This window comes from Saccharopolyspora gregorii (assembly GCF_024734405.1).
Taxonomy (GTDB): Bacteria; Actinomycetota; Actinomycetes; order Mycobacteriales; family Pseudonocardiaceae; genus Saccharopolyspora_C; species Saccharopolyspora_C gregorii.
Genome location: NZ_CP059556.1, coordinates 4,940,661 through 4,956,449, shown reverse-complemented (window position 1 = coordinate 4,956,449; position 15,789 = coordinate 4,940,661). Strand labels below are relative to the sequence as shown.

Annotated in this window: 5 protein-coding genes (1 of these 5 cut by a window edge); all 5 read left to right on the top strand. The window is 69.8% G+C overall.

From position 1 onward, the window contains the following. Nucleotides 1-6 precede the first annotated feature (6 nt). Nucleotides 7-2,760 carry a hypothetical protein gene (locus H1226_RS21435; RefSeq protein ID WP_258342253.1) on the top strand — a complete coding sequence of 918 codons (2,754 nt, stop codon included), beginning with the start codon at nucleotides 7-9 and terminating at the stop codon, nucleotides 2,758-2,760. Nucleotides 2,761-2,985: 225 nt separating this feature from the next. Next, the gene (locus H1226_RS21430; protein WP_258342252.1) at nucleotides 2,986-6,297 is read left to right on the top strand and encodes a right-handed parallel beta-helix repeat-containing protein; all 3,312 of its coding nucleotides are present in this window, start codon (nucleotides 2,986-2,988) and stop codon (nucleotides 6,295-6,297) included. 114 nt (nucleotides 6,298-6,411) lie between these two features. Beyond that, nucleotides 6,412-6,849, top strand: a complete 438-nt coding sequence (locus tag H1226_RS21425; RefSeq protein WP_258342251.1) for a YbaB/EbfC family nucleoid-associated protein — start codon at nucleotides 6,412-6,414, stop codon at nucleotides 6,847-6,849. Then, nucleotides 6,846-7,583 (top strand): hypothetical protein, encoded by a 738-nt coding sequence (locus H1226_RS21420; protein ID WP_258342250.1) that lies wholly within the window; start codon nucleotides 6,846-6,848, stop codon nucleotides 7,581-7,583. Before H1226_RS21425 ends, H1226_RS21420 begins: the two co-directional genes overlap by 4 nt. A gap of 200 nt (nucleotides 7,584-7,783) precedes the next feature. Next, a protein-coding gene (locus H1226_RS21415; RefSeq protein ID WP_258342249.1) for a DnaJ domain-containing protein crosses the window boundary here: on the top strand, nucleotides 7,784-15,789 show its start. It continues 24,835 nt past the right edge of the window; 8,006 of the gene's 32,841 nt are visible here — the first part of the coding sequence; the start codon lies at nucleotides 7,784-7,786; its stop codon lies beyond the right edge, outside the window.

The following is a 15,789-nucleotide window of genomic DNA, read 5'->3' as shown; positions in this document are numbered from 1 at the left end:
CAGCTGATGCCCGCACTGCCTCCGCTGACCAGGCGCCGTCGCGATGAACCGAACATGCCGCTGACCAAGCACACCGTGGGCAACGCGCTCGTGGTGTGCGCGGAGCGGCGGATGACCACCGAAGCCCAGGAGATGGCCCTGGCGGTGGCTCCGGACGCCGAACACGAGATGGTGGTCGTCGACCTGCCCAGCGGGATGCCCATCTCGACTTGGGACTCCGTCGCCGCGCTGCTGCCCAAGCGGCGCCGCGGGGTCCGGCTGGTCGTGGGCGGTCGGTCCCGGGAAGCCACCGCGCTGGCCGGGCAGTGGCTCTCGGAACGCCTCGGGCGCACCGTGGTGGCCCCGGACGGAGTGATCTTCCGGGGGACCGGCGGGACGCTGTTCGTGCATTCAGGGAAGGGCAGCGGCTGGGTCCGGTTCCGGCCGGGGAAGGCACCGGAGTGGGAGGCCAAGCGGTTCCCGCGGCCCCTCTGGGACTCCAGCCTGGTCGAGGCGTGGCCCACCAGCTCCGTCGGCGTCGCCGAGCCGGTGCCCGGCGGGGTGTGGATCCACCCCACGGTCCGCGACGCCGCCTTCAGCGGGCACTGGGAGCGGCTGGCGAGCGGGATGCCGTGCCAGCCGGAGGTGCTCACCGTGGTGCTGGGCTGCCCTGGTGCGCCCGCGCTCTCGCTCGACGACGTGGTGCGCTTCTGGCGGCGGCTGGACACCTCGGTGCGCGACCGGGTCCGCTTCGTGCAGTACGGCCCGGTGCACCTGCCCGAAGGCGACTCGCTGGGCCAGGCGCTCGCGGACCTCCTGCAGACCCGGGTCGCCTGCTACACCGGGATGCCGGTGGGTTCCCCGCACGCGCCGGAGATCTACACGATGTGCCCGGACGGTAACCTGGGCTGGCACGCCTTCGCCCGCGAGATCGGCTACGTGCCCCGAGGGCACGCGGCGCACGGGGAAGCCCCGGCGCTGCTGAGCCACCGCGCCCCGTTCGAGGGCTTGGAGCAGCTCTCCCCGGCGGTGTACTGGTACACCCCGGACGCGGTCGTGGAGGTCGTGCAGTCGGGCCTGTGGGTCCGGCCGCCCCAGGACGCGCAGAACGCCGTCGCGGTGCGTGCCGCGCCGGTCGACGCCGAGGTCAACGTCCTGGCCTTCGACGCGACCGACGAGCGACTGGCGGCCAGGATGCGGATGCTGGCCGAGGACGTGCTGGCGCGGCTGGACCCGGCCACCCGCGTTCGCTGCCGGCTGGTGGCCGCCTCGGAACTGGGACGCGACGTCGCGCGCGTCACCGGAGCGGCCCGCGGTGAGCTGGGCGCCGGGCCGGGCCAGGCGTTCGCGCCGAGCGGCGCCCTGCACGAGGCCCCCACCGACTTCCTCGCCCCGGTCGCCGGTGCCCAGCCGCCCGAGGTGGCCTCCCCGCCGCCTCCGGCCGGTCTGTCGACGGTCTCGGTGCCCGCGCCCGACTTCGTGGCGGCATCGGCCATGACGGGCCGGTCCGGCGGCGGACTCGCGCCCGCTCCGATCCCGGGGGTCGGTCCCGGCCCCGTGCCGGGGCCCGCGTTCGGTGACCCCGGGGAGGGCGCTTCCGCCCGGGAGATCCCCGCTCCCGCCCCGGTTCCCGCACCCGCCCTGAACCACGCCCCCGCTCCGGTTCCCGCCCCTGTCCCGGAGACCGGCGCCCCGAACCCCGTCCCCGGACCGGTTCCCGTCCCCGAGCCCGCCACGGCCGCTCCGGTTTCCACGGCGCAGTCCGACGCTCCCGGACCGGCCGTCGGCACACCGCTCAGGACCCCGGGTGGTGCCGAACCGGTCTCGGCGATGCCGATCCGGTTGGAGAGTTCACCCGCACCCGGCGTCGAGACGCCGGGTGGCCCGGAGCCCGCCGCCACGACCGAGGCGCCGGAATCCGTGGCTGAATCGGCACCGGAACCCCCGGCCCCGGACACGGCCCGGTCGACTCCGCCCGCGAAACCCCGCGCGCAACCCGTGCCGGAACCCAACGCTTCGGCGCTGCTGCCCGCCCAGGGCATCACCGAGGAGCGCGCTTGGCTGCGCCGGACGCTCAGCCGCGAATTCGACGCCATGGCCCACTCGGTCTCCCGGATCCTCTCCGAGCACCCGGGTTTCCAGGGAGACCCCCGCTCCTCGGCCGACGTGCTGACCGACACCGTGGCCGTGCGCCTCTACCTGAACGCGCGGGGCGAGGCGATCGACAGCTCGTTGCGGACCGCCGCGAACGGACCGCACGTCCCCTTCGCCCGATGCGTGGTCTCCGGGCTGAGCAAGCTGCCCTCGCACCGCGGAGCCACCGTGTTCAGCGGCACGCCGACACCGGGGCAGTGGGAGCTCTACCGGCAGCGCCGCCTGGTCACCGAGTGGGGCTTCACCCACGCGCTGACCGAGCCCAGCGCGGATCACGACGGTGAGATCGACGTGCTGGTGTGGTCGATGACCGCCCGGCGCACCAAGCTGCTCGAACCCGACGACGCCGACCGCGCGGACAACCGCGTGGTGTTCGTCCCCGGTACCAGCTTCAAGGTCCTGGAGACCGTCGAGCCCGCGGACGGGACCAGGGGACGGATCCTGATGCGCGAGCTCGCGAGCTCCGAAGTGGACGAACAGGGCCGGGTGGCCGAGCGCGCCTCGCTGGACGAGCTGGCGAGCACCTCGCTGCGGCGGTGCGTCGAGCGCTGGGCGAACGCCCGCCCCAGCGGCGCGGTCGGCGAGTCGGCGCGCGGCCGGTTCGGTGCGCTACCGGGACTGGTGTAGCGGTGCCGGGGCGGTCGCCGTTCCCCGACTCTCCTCGCACGGCGGTGCGATCACAGCCGTCGCCTCGTCCCGGGGACCGCTCCTGATGCCCCCGGCCGCGCGCGGCGTCGGGGTCGCCCGCGCGAGACGACCGCTGGGAGACCGCGGCGGTGCCGGCCGCGGGACCGGCTGCGGAGAAGACGGCACAGCGGTTTCCAGGACGGGTTGGCAGAGAGGGGAACGTCGATGAACCGCGAACTTCTGGTGGTGGGGGCAGATCGACCGGGCGCGTTCCCCTCGATCGGCGCCGCGCTCGCCGCGGCCCACGACGGAGCCACGATCAGCATCCGGCCCGGCAGGTACGAGGAGAACCTGGTCGTCGACCGGATGGTCAACCTGACCGCGGAGGACGGCGAGGGCACCGTCGAGGTGCACGCCGCCGAGAGCAGCGCACTGGTCGTCGACACCGAGGGCGCTCAGCTGCGCGGACTGGTGCTGGTCTGCGACGACGGCCGTTACCCCGCGGTCGACGTGCGGCGCGGCGAGGTCGCGCTGGACGGCTGCCAGGTCGCCGGTTCGTCGTGGTCGGCCCTGCTGACCAGGGGCAGCGGCTCGGTGGCCGCGCGCGGGTGCCGGATGACCAGCACCGGCGGCGCGGGCATCGTGATCACGTCCTCAGCCGCCAGCACGGTGGAGGACAGCGAGGTCTCCGACGTGGCCTCCTCGGCCGTGGTGGTCGGGGAGGACGGCGCGTTGACGTTGCGCCGCTTCGTCGTGCGACGTCCGGGTGGCAACGGGATCTGCGTCAACGGGCGGGGCCGGTGCGTGCTCGAAGGGGGCACGATCACCGAGGCCGCCAAGCCCGCGCTCGTGGTCGAGCAGCAGGGCACCCTCAAGGCGACCGAGCTCGACGTCCGCGACGGGGTCAACGTCGACCTCTACCTGACCGGCGGTGGCTCGGTCGAGATCTCGGATTCCCGGTTCTCCGGGGCCGCGGGCCAGGCCGCGTACGTCACCGAGACCGCGCGGCCGGTGCTGCGCGGGTGCACGTTCTCCTCCGCCCGTTGCGGCGTGCAGGTGACCGGGCGGGCCGCTCCCCGGTTCCTCGAGTGCGTCGTCGAGGACTCCCGGGTGGGGATCGTCGTGGAAGGTGAAGCCCAGCCCCGGTTCGACAAGTCCGCGGTGCGCGGGACGACCGACGCGATCGCCCGGCTGTCCTCCTCGGCACGCTCCCACTTCGCCGAGTTCCGGGCCACCGCCGACTCGGGTTCCGGCTTGCTGCTCACGGGCACCGGTGAAGTCGTCGTCGACAACGCGTCGATCGAGACCGGCACCTCCGCCGTCGTGGAGCTCGCCGAGTCCGCGCGGGCCGCGTTCACCGACACGCGCCTCACCACGGGAACCGACGCGGCGGTCGTGCTCACCGGTGGCCGGGCCGAGCTGACCTCGGCGCTGCTGCGCGGTGGTGGTCTGCGCGTCGGGGGCGCCCAGGTCGTGATGAGCGACAGCGAGATCGTCGAGGCGCTCGCCGACGGCGTGCTGATCACCGGCGGTGGTTCGGTGGAGGCGGGCAGCTGCCGCATCCGTTCGGCCGGAGGGCACGGCGTGCACGTGACCGCCGGGGGCGGTGCGCGACTGGACGAGTGCGAGGTGCTCGACAGCGCGGGCGACGGCGCGCACCTGGACACCGCGGAACCGGTCTCCCTGCACCGGTGCGTGGTCAAGGGCAGCGGCGGGGTCGCGGTCCGGCGCCCGGAGGACGACGGCCGGATCACCGTGCGGGACCTGGTGACCGAGGTCCCGACGGGCTCGCCCCGGTCTGCTCGCGGCACGCACGAGGCCGACCGCTCCGCGCCCGAACCCGGGGAGACCGCGGCCGACGACTCGCTGCTCGGGGCCAGCGGCGCCGAGCTGAACGGCCCGCTGTCCGAACTCGATTCGCTGATCGGCCTCCAAGGCGTCAAGCAAGAGGTCCGCGGACTGATCAACCTGATCCGAATGTCCCAGGTCCGCCAGGAGAAGGGCCTGCCGATGCCGCCGATCAGCAGGCACCTGGTCTTCGCCGGTCCACCCGGCACCGGCAAGACCACCGTGGCCCGGCTCTACGGCGCGGTCCTCGCCGAACTGGGCATCCTGTCCAAGGGCCACATGATCGAAGCGGCCCGCGCCGACCTGGTCGGCCAGTACATCGGCTCGACCGCGATCAAGACCACCGAGCTGGTGAACCAGGCCATCGGCGGCGTGCTGTTCATCGACGAGGCCTACACCCTCAACGCCCAGAGCGGTGGCGTCGGCCCGGACTTCGGCCAAGAGGCCATCGACGCGCTGATGAAGATGATGGAGGACCACCGCGACGAGCTGGTGGTCATCGTCGCCGGCTACTCCGAGCTGATGCAGGGGTTCCTCGAGTCCAACCCCGGCGTGGCCTCCCGGTTCACCCGGACCATCGAGTTCCCGAACTACAGCGTCGAGGAACTGGTGACCATCGCGAGCAACCTGTGCCGCAAGCACTACTACGAACTCACCGACGACGCGATCGACGAGCTGACCAACTACTTCACCCGCGTGCCGAAGGGGGAGACCTTCGGCAACGGCCGCGTGGCGCGCAAGCTCTTCGAGGAGATGATCAGTCTCCAGGCTTCGCGGCTCGCCCAGCGCCCACCGGCCCGGGATTCCGACCTGAGCCGCCTGACCGCCGCGGACATCGCCCCGCAGACCGCGATGCTGGAGCAGCTCCCGTCCCAGCAGTCGGCAGCACCGGACGCCGCCGACGACCCGCGCTCGGCGCTGCGCGCGACCCACGCGTGGCGACGGCTCTCCGAGCTCAGCGGGATGGACGGCACCCGGCAGGCGGTCGGCGCGGCGCTGGTCTCGCTGTGCGAGCGCAAGAACAGCCGTCGGGCGCTCGGTCAGCACGGCAACGCGGTGCTGGTCGGGCGGCGCGGCAGCGGTCGTTCCGAGCTCGCCCGGCTCTACGCCCAGGGGCTCGCCGAACTGCGGCTGGTCGGAACCGGCCAGCTGGTGCGGGTTTCGCTGGCAGGCGAGCTCTGTCCACAGTGGCCCGGACAGGCGGAGAGCCTGGTGGGCAAGGTGTTCGAGGACGCCCGCGGCGGGGTGCTGGTGGTCGACGCGGACGCGGCCGGGGAAGCCCAGCCGGAGGAGGCCGAAGCGCTCCAGGCGGCGCTGCGCGAGCACACCGCCGAGTCGGTGGTGGTGCTCACCGGCACCCGAGCGAGCCTGGACGTGGTGCTCGCGCGGGCGCCCAAGCTGGCGGAATGCTTCGGTCAGCGGTGGGAGATCGGCGCCTACTCCACCGCCGAACTGGCGGCGATCGCGGTCCGGTACCTGCGCGAGCGCGGCCACGAGGTGCCGGAGGAGGTGTGCGACGCGGTGCACGCACGCCTCGCGGAGTCGGGCGATCCGACGGTGCACGGCGCCCACCAGTTCTCCCGGCTGCTGGCCCGGACGGCCGCTTCCCGCACCTTGACCCTCGCCGACCTGGCCGGGCTGGGGCAGCAGGCCGAATCGGTGCGCGCCGGGCTCGCCTCGGTGGGGTGAGCCGCGCCCGTCGGGGCAGACCGGGTGCCCGGTGTTCCCGGATGGGTTCCGCGCCGCCCGGTGGCAGCGCGCGGGTCGGGTTCCATGTGAAGTAGTCGTATTCAGGAGGTCTTTGTGTCCGATGTGGATCGTCGCAGCATCGAGATGTTGCGCGAGGAGTACGAACGTGTCAGCGCCAACCTCGGCGACATGCAGCGGCGGATCACTGAGCTCTCGGCCACCGCGGTTTCGCCCCGGCGGGAGGTGTCGGTGACGGTGGGGAACCAGGGAGTGATCAAGGATCTGCACTTCCCCACCGCCGCTTATCGCAAGCTCCCCAAGAACGAGCTGGCCGAGCTGATCACGAAAACGATCGAAGCGGCCCGGGAGAAGGCGACCGAGCAGATGGCCGAGCTGATCGCTCCGATGATGCCCGGTGGCCTCAACGCCAAAGCCGTGCTCAGCGGGGACGTCAGCGCTGAATCCCTGGCCGCCGCCGAGCCCCAGCTTCCGCCGGTGGTCGCCGAGACGCAGCGGCGCCGGGCCGCGCGGATCGAGGAGATGCGCCGATGAACGACTCGTTCTGGGTGGATCCCGAGCGGCTGGGCCGCAGCGGGCAGGGCTACTACGACGAGCAGACCCTGCTGAACAACCTGCATTCCGGCGCCGGCGACATCATGCTCCGGTACTCCGACAGCTTCGGCAACGACAAGGAAGGCCAGGATTTCCGGCAGACCTTCAACGACGGGATGGCGTCCTACACCGGAGGTATCGAGGGACTCAGCGGTCTCATGGGGCACATCGGCATGGGGTTGCACCAGAACGGCCAGATGTACGGGGACTCCCGGGACAGCGCTGACGAGCTGACCTACAACTTGCAGAGCGAGACCGACGTGGCGCAGCCGCCGCCGGAGCAGCCCGTGTCACCGGAGCAGCCCGCGCCACCGGGCGGGGAGCCCGTGCCGCTCTCACCGGCCGTCCTGTTCAAGAACGAGCAGATGAACGTGACGAAGCCAGTCGGTTCGGGCGGCTCGGAGTTCGACGAGTCGGGTGATCCGGATGGTGCCGTGGGTGTGCTCGCCAACGGTGGTGAAGGGCTCGACGGTGAGGTCACCGAGCCGGGGGTGCAACCGGCCTCGGTGCCCTTCCACGAAGCATCCCAGTTCGTCAGGAGCGAGAAGCCGGGCGAGGCGGCCGAGTGGACACCTGCTCTCGTGACGGAGCCGTCGGCGCCCGGAGCGCCCGCCGAATCCAGTTTCCAGGTAGCGCACGAGCCGGATCCCGGTGTCGCCCCCGAAACTCGCTGACGGTGCGCGGAGCACCTGTCGAGGCGGATTCTTCCGCCCCCGTTGGACGAGTGGTGCGCCGTTCATCGGAGGCGCTCCGATGAACGGCGGTTCGTGATGGTTCTCCCCGGGTTGGCCGCCTGTCCGGTCGTCGCCGCCCGCACCTGCTGGACGGTGGACCGGCGTCGGTAGTCGTTGTTCGTTCGGAAGGAAGCTGAGCTGTGAGCCTTGACGTCTTCGCGTGGATCACGACCGGCATCGACCCGCTGGACGTCAAGTCGTCGCACATGTATTCGCTCTCGGACGAGCTTCGTTCGCACGCGGAGAGCTACCAGCAGCAGGCGAACGGCATCAACCAGCTCTCGGCGGGCGCGCTGGACAGCGTCGAGGGCGATACCGCCGAAGCGATCCGCAACTACAGCTCGAACCTGACCAACCAGGTCCCGAACCAGGTCCGCGCGGTGTACAACGCCGCCGACGGCGTCGACATGTTCGGCGTGAACGGCGAGGAGATCTGGTACGAGTTCTACACCACGGCCGCGTTCATCATGGCCGACATCGCCATGATCATGGCGTCGCCGTGGGGGCCCTTCCTGTTGCCCTCTCGCCTGATGGCCGGGCGCATGACGCTGAAGGCGATCGTCGACCAGGGCAAGGAGATGGCAGGGTCGCTCAACGGCTGGCTGCGCATGGCTTGGGAAGGGTTCGAGGAGGGCAACGAGGAGATCGTCCAGAGCGGCCTCCCGCAGGTCATCACGATCGCGCAGGAGAAGAAGGACAAGATCGACGGCGAGGCGCTCTACGTCTCCTGGGTGGCGGGATTCTCCGCGGGGCTCCTCATCAGCGGCCTCTACAAGGGCGCCAGCTACAACCAGTTCAGCAAGGAGCTCTCCCACACCTGGTACGGCGGGTCCCACCTCGAGTTCCTGGGCGAGCTCCCCGTCGAGATGGTCGTCGCGTCCTTGACGGGCGGTGCCGGAGATCCACTGGGGACCTACATCTCGAGCACCACCCTCGGCTCGATCACCAAGATCATGCAGAACTGGGCGGTCGAGAAGAAGCGCGAGCTGGGTTACGACCAGCACGGCAATTCTTTCCCGGACTCGCCTGACCTCGACACCGCGGTGGACCTCCCCGGCAAGCCGCTGCCCGAGGAACGGGGGGACGGCGGCCGGCCGCCCGCGGAGAAGCCCTCGCCGGGGCTCGTCGATCCGCCACCGGTCAAGTCGGAGAACCCGTCGCCTCAGCCTCCTCCGGAGAAGTCCGCCGGGCCGCCCCCGGCGTACATCGCGGCCCCTCAGCAGCCACCTGGGAAATCGGAGGCGCCGCAAGACCAATCGCCGGGGAAGTCGGAGAAGCCACCCGCGTATTCCCCGTCCACGGGGAAGGCGCAGGGGAAGGGGGAGGCTCCGGTCCCAGGGCAGTCGCCGGTGGGCGCGCAAGAACCGCCCCCGGCCTACACGCCGAAACCCGAGCAGGCGCCCGTGGCAGGGCAGGAGCCTCCTCCGGCCTACACCGCGGCTCCGCAGCAGTCGCCCGGCCAGGTGGAGCCGCCTGCGGCGCACGCCCCGCAAGGTGGCCAGGTGCCGATGGGCGGGCAGACGCCGCCTCCGGCGTTTGACTCGCCGGGTGGCCAGGAGCAGATCGGTGGCCAGACACCGCCGGTCGATCCCGCGCAGCACCCGTCCGGGGAGGGCGTTCCCGTTGCCGGAGAGGGCGCTGGGAAAGACCACTCCCCGGTCGACGCGCCGCGGCAGGAGAGCGGGCAGGGCCAGAGCGGCGCGACGCCGCACGACTCCGAGGCACCACCGCTCGGCGTGCCGGGCCGCTCGCCGGGCGAACAGCAGGTTCCCCAGCAGGAGGTCGGCACGCCGCCCCGAGGCGATGCGGATCCGTCGCGGCAACCGGGTGCCGAATCTCCGCCGGTCGGTTCCCAGCAGCCCGCCACTACCCACCAGCCGGTCGGCACCGCGCCGCAGCAGGGCACCGGCCCGGACGGCGGGCTGCTCGGGTTCAACACGTTCGTGCCGCGGTCCCAGGGGGACGTGACCGGCGAGCAGCAGCTCTCGCCGCAGGGCCAGCCCGTGCAGGGGACCGGCCCGGACTCGGGGGCCCGGCCGAGCTCGGTGGATCCGGACGTCGCCCGGCAGGATCCGGGCCAGCCGAACCCGGACCAGCGTCCGGCGGAACAGCCGGTTCGCGACCTGGAGCAGGATGCTCCGCGGCGCACCGAGTCCGAGAACGAGCAGCCCGGTGCGCGGAGCCCGGTGGCGGAGCAGCAGGACTCCGGTCGACAGGTCATGACCAGCCCGGCGATGCCTCCGGGTAGCCGCGGCGAGACGACCACCACGTCGGCTGCCCACCGGGATGCCGCGTCGGCACCGGCGAACAGCGCGACCCGCGGCGGGCCGGGCACCCGGCGCCAGGACTTGGCCAGGGGCGATTCGACGCAGGAGCAGGAGCAGGCGAGCGAATCGTCGCTCGCGGAGAACTCCGGTCCGGACCTGACCTTGGAGCGGGAGGCACCGCAGGAGCGCACCGATCCGCTGTCGGTCCCGGCTCCGGACCTGTCCGTTGCCGAGCCCCCGCGCACCGAAACCGAGGCTCCGGCGGGTCGCGAACAAGCTCGGCCCGAGTCCACGGTTCCGCAGCCGCAGCGCAACGACACCGACCAGGAACTCGCGCCGCCCCGGAGCGTCCCTCGGACCGACGAGCCAGGGCCCGTGCGGGACGACACCATGTCCCAGCGCACTCCGGTGAACTCGTTCGGAGGCGTCGGATCACAACGACCCGTCACCTCGGCGGCACTTCCCGGAGTGGTGTCGGCGGAGACCTTCGGGGGCGACCTGGTCGAGGATTTCAACTTCAAGGCTAAGCACTTCAAGCAATTCCTCCGGGTGAACAAGCAGAACTACAATCGTGATGCGAACGGTCAACTGGGGTTCCGGACCAATTGCCTCGCCACGTCGATCCAGTCGCTGAACACCGACCTCTACCCCGATCGGGCTGAGGAGTTCGTGGCCGGGCCGAGCGGTTTGGTGGATCTGAACCGAGTGCCGGAGTCCGGTTTGCCGCCGATGCGGTACCAGCCGAACGGGTACGCCGATGTTCAGGCGTACGCGTCGATCCTCAAGCAGAAGTTCGAGCACGACGGCGACCGCCGGGACCTCAGCTACCCGATCGGGTTGATCTTCATCGGTCGCGGGGAACAGCCCGGGCACTTCTCCTCGGTGCATCAACGCGGCGATGACGTGGTGCTCTTCGACGGACAGAACTGGAGCTTCCCGTCGAACGACTCTCCCGACGTGTGGTTCTCCAAGCTGGCCCCGAACCAGGAACAGCTGAAGCCCGTTTATTCACCGGTGGGAACCTCAGACGGAATTCCGCTCGACCAGTTTCCCCGTCTGATGCAGGAGCCGCACCGCAGCGTGCAGCACCTCGCGCGGACCGATCCCCGAACGACCGGGGAGTACGACCAGGTCCGGCCACCGAACCGGCCCGGGACCCCGCGGCCGGACCACCACGCCGACTCGATCCCCGCGTCGTCCAGGAGCACCCAGGACGCGCGAGTACCTGGACGGGTAGGCGGGACAGGCGATTTCGCGTCGTCCCGCGTCGTGGATCGGCACGGCGATGTCGATCACTCGACTGGCCGTGGCCTGGCGGCTGGGCCAGAACCGTCCCATGAGGACGGCGGCAACGTCGCAACGGACGTGCAGCCGACTCCGGCATTTGAGGGCACGACGACCGACGCCGCGCTCAACGCCCTCGCGAGCCGAACGCCCGAGGGCGACCTGACGGGACCAACGCCGTCACGAGCGCCGGCCTCGTTGGTCGCGGACCTGAATCGAGACGGCGCCGTCATCGCGGTGGCCGACGCCCGAAGCTTCGGTCATCAGGCCGCGGTGCGTGCCGAGTCGGCCGTGGCCGGTCGGATGGCGGACGTTCATCTGAGGCAGGTGGCCCGTGACCAAAATCTGTTCTTGTTCCTGGTCGACGTGGCCGGTGGCACGCCGTTCACCGGCCACCGCGGGGAGGGCGGACGCGTCGTTTCCCGTGGGCTGACGCTGAACGCTCTCCAACGTGACGTGGCGACCTTCTACGACTACGCCCGTGCTCTCCGGGCCGGGGAGACGGAACGGGGCCCGGTGACGTTGTACCGGGCGATCCAGATGGACGCGGGCAGTCGCGAGGCGAACACCTTCGTCGATCGGTTGCCTTCGTCGACGTCGTTCGACCCAGCGATGGTGCGGGAGTGGACGCGGCACCAAGGTGGCGGTTCGCGGTACGCGATCTTCGAGATCAGGACGCAGCCGTCGCACTTGATGATCGCGATGTCCTATCCGCCGGAGCTTCGGGGACGGCCCGACAACGCCCCGGAGGTCAACAGCGGGCAGTCGGAAGTGTTGCTGGCACCGAGCCGGTACACCGAGGTGGATCGTCGTGTCGAGGACGGGCTCACGATCATTTCGGTCGAGGCCCAGGAACTGGGCCAAGAGGAGACCAACGAGCTCATCCAGGACCAGCGCGCCGAGATGAGCGTGGCGGAGGCGTTCGAGGCGTTCGGACGCAGCTTCGAGCAGGATGTGATGCGCAGCGCCTATTACGAAGACTTCAGCGATGCCTCCGCCACCGTGCACGTCCGCGACGACGGACGAGTGCGGGAATTCGTCTACACCAGGCCGGGGTTGCGGGAAACGCACACGTTCACCGTGGAGATCGACGATTCCGGGCAGCAGGTGTCGGTGAGGATGACACCCAGCGACAAGACGGGAACGGTGGTCACCTTCCGCGAGGAGGATCTGAACGGGATCGCCTCCTACCTCCGTTCTCGGTCGCTGAACCAATCCGGTCGGTTCGATTCCCTCAGGTTGCCCACGGAGTGGTATCAGAACCCGCCCGGCTTGTCTTCATCGGAACCGGATGACACCGATTTCGACGGTGCCGAGGGCATCTCGCGGTACGGCGGCGCACGGCAGTCGCCTGTCCAGGACTCCGGCTCCTCCCGCGAGACGCCGGGTGAAGACGGTGGCGATGTAGCGGCGACGTCGTCGCGGTCGACCCCGAACCCCGCGCACGACGCCGTGCACGCGGATTCCACGCGCGGCGAGCGACGGGATCAGCGCGGTGAGCACGACGTTTCCGCGCGGCGGTCGGACGACACCGCTCACCCGAGCTCGCAAGCCGGGAACATCCCGACCACGTCGACGAGGGTGGTGTCGAGCACCGCCTTCGACGGCCCGGCGTCGGAGGCGCGCTACCTGCGCGAGCGCTATTCGGACGTGCTGTCGGTCAACAGCGCGGAGTTCGACGATCCGAGCGATACCAGGGTCGCTGCCGGCAGGCGGACCAACTGCCTCAACGCCGCGGTGCAGAGCATCAACACCCTCGCGCGAGGAGAGCTGGTCCGGGCCGATCCGAGCGGTCCGGTCAGCCGCTCCCGGATCGAGGGCGAGCTGGGACTCACCCTCCAGCGCGCCGGTAGCTGGAACGAGGTCAACGATCGGGTGCTCGCGGAGCAGCCGAACGATTCGTTCGGCCTGGTACTCGACGGACCGGAGGCCACGCTCTACCACAAGGATGGCGAGGGCCTTCTGCACCCGCTGGACACGTCGCAGGGGCTGAAGTTCAGCGACATGCCGTCCGGGCCGCGTGAGATCTTTTTCGCCCCGGTGCCGCAGGGACGGGTCCTGCCGCAGATCACCGCACCGCTCGACGCGTCGACCGAAGGTACCGATCTGGTTCATGGTCCGCGCAGCGACGGCGAGAGCAGCCATCGGCGCCCCCGCCACCACACCCCGGCACCGCGCCAACGCGACCAGCACACGCCGCCCACCGGGCAGCCACCACGCGCCCCGGCACGACCGGGTCCCAGTCGTGTGGTTCAGGTTCACTCGGACTTCGTGGATCCCGACGTGACCGTGGTGGCGTTGCGCGGTCCTCAGAAGGTCCGGGTCAAATTGGCAGAACTCGGCTACTCGTGGATGCGAGGCAGTCAACCCGGGACCGCGGGTATCGCGTTCACGCGTGAGAGCGATTTTGATCTCAGCAGCGGCCCATTCAGGACGATCAAGACGATGCCCGGGGAGACACCGGCTCACGCAGCGCAGCACTCCAGCCGCCCCCAGAACACCAGCGCGCACGGCAAGGTTTTCGTCCTCGACGACCTCGAGCCCGACGCTTCCGGCCGGTTCTCGACAGTGTGGCTGCGGGACGGCTCCGAGGTCAGCATTGACGGCGCCGGCATCGCGAAGTTCGTGAGGAACCTCAAGGCCCTCAACCACCTTTCGCAGGTTGATTTTGACTTCAAGTTCGTCTTCTTGCGCCCGAACAAGAAGCTTCTCGGCCAATTCAACCAGGGCATGGTGAAGACAGGTTCCTGGTACTCGTACGCGACTCCAGCGGGACCGGTGTCCCAACTTCCGGATGGCCGGTTCGGCGTGTCCGACAACCAGGGATGGATCGAACAACAATCCGTTGCCGTACCGAGTGCCACCCAGCAGTACTCGCCGGGCAACATCAACAACATTGCGTTCTTCGAGCACTTCCTCCCGGCTGCCTCCTCCATCCCGGATGCGGACGTGCCGCTGACCGGGCGATCACATCGCCGCGACGTCCAGTTCACCGTGGACGAAGGCAACCCCACGACGCTCACCACCCGCAGCGCCGGGTGGGAACGAGCCAACGGCATGACGCTGGTGGGCGACGGGCGCGCGGTTGACCAGGAGTTCGCCGAAGACGTCGACAACAAGCACCACGTGCTGCGAACCCGCCCGAACGAAGACACGCTCTGGAAGTACATCACCAGCGACAGCGTGCAGAAGCTCTACACGAGCGATCCGATCGGCCGGCTGGCTCCCAGTCCGTTCGCTCCGACCCCGACCACGCTCACCAACCCGCACACCGGCGCTCAGGTCCAGGCGATGGCGGGCCCGCTCGTCTTCAGCGGCCACGGTTGGAACTACGGCGGCAACAACCAAGTCGCTCAAATCTCGCTCCAGCGCGGCGGTCGCGCCATCACGGTGGACATGACCGGGGCGACCGCGATCAGCTACCTCTTCCAGCAAGAAGCGTTCCGCCGGATGTACGCGGCGAACCCGAACGGCAAACTGCTGTTCCTCTTCTGCCACGCGGCTCAGAACACCGAAACCGGGTTCGCCGACACGCAGCCCCCAGGCCCCGGGACAGTTCTCCGGGACGCCGCGGGACGAGCTCGTGAGCTTGGTTTCCTCAACCCCATCGTCGCCGCCCGGGACATGGTGGCGCCGAGCACCCTGGCGCACGCCGACAACAACGCCGGTTATGCCAGCAGTTACCTGAAGAACGGTCGCGAATTCATCGAGGTCCACGAAGAGACCCGATACAGCGATCAAGAGCTCAGGTCGATTCGCCCGTTCCAACCGAAACCGGCCGCTGGGACCAACCCGAACGCCCGCAGCGGGACGGATCGCCCCGCGGACATCGACAACGTTCAGCGAGACGAGTCATCGGCCGGTGACCCCGCGGATGCCCGGCGCGGACCCTCGAATGATGATGTAGCGCGCGCGCCGAGTGCTGCGGCACTGGGGAAGCGCAAGCGGTCGGCGGTATTGAGCAGGGAAAACAGCGATGTTGTTCCCAGGAAATCGCGTGGCCAGTACACGGTATCCGACGAGTACCCCACGGTCGTCAACTCCCGTTTCCGCGACATGGTGACGGCGAACCGGCCTGGTATGAGTCAGGATTTCCGTGAGGACTACCTCGGTGCGCTTCAGAAGAGCGTCGATGAGGACCGGCCGGTTTCCTTCGTGGTAAATGCCATCGTTCCGGCGCGCGATCTTGGCAAGCTGGCCGAGGTAGTCGCGAAGATCACCGAGAATGCTCAGAATATGGATGGTCGGATTGCGATCGTCTTAGGTGTAAACGGGATCAACAAAAACCGGAACGACCGTAGTGATGAGGAATCGCAGGTACGCGAGGCGATTCAGGCGGAGCAGGGTACCGTCGAACGGCTCAATGTTCCGATTGCTCTCGTTGCCATCGGTACTTTCGCTCCTGGCAAGAGCAATGCGGGCCTGGGTGTGCCGTACGGAGATCTGCGGAACAGGACGTTGGGCAGTGGGGCGACCGCGGACATCGTAGCCGCCATGGTCGATGACGGAAAGCATCCGTACATCTCGTTCCAGGATTTTGATACCGGGCGGCGATCCGCATTGAGCGGTGAGCATGTGTTCAACCACTTCGACGG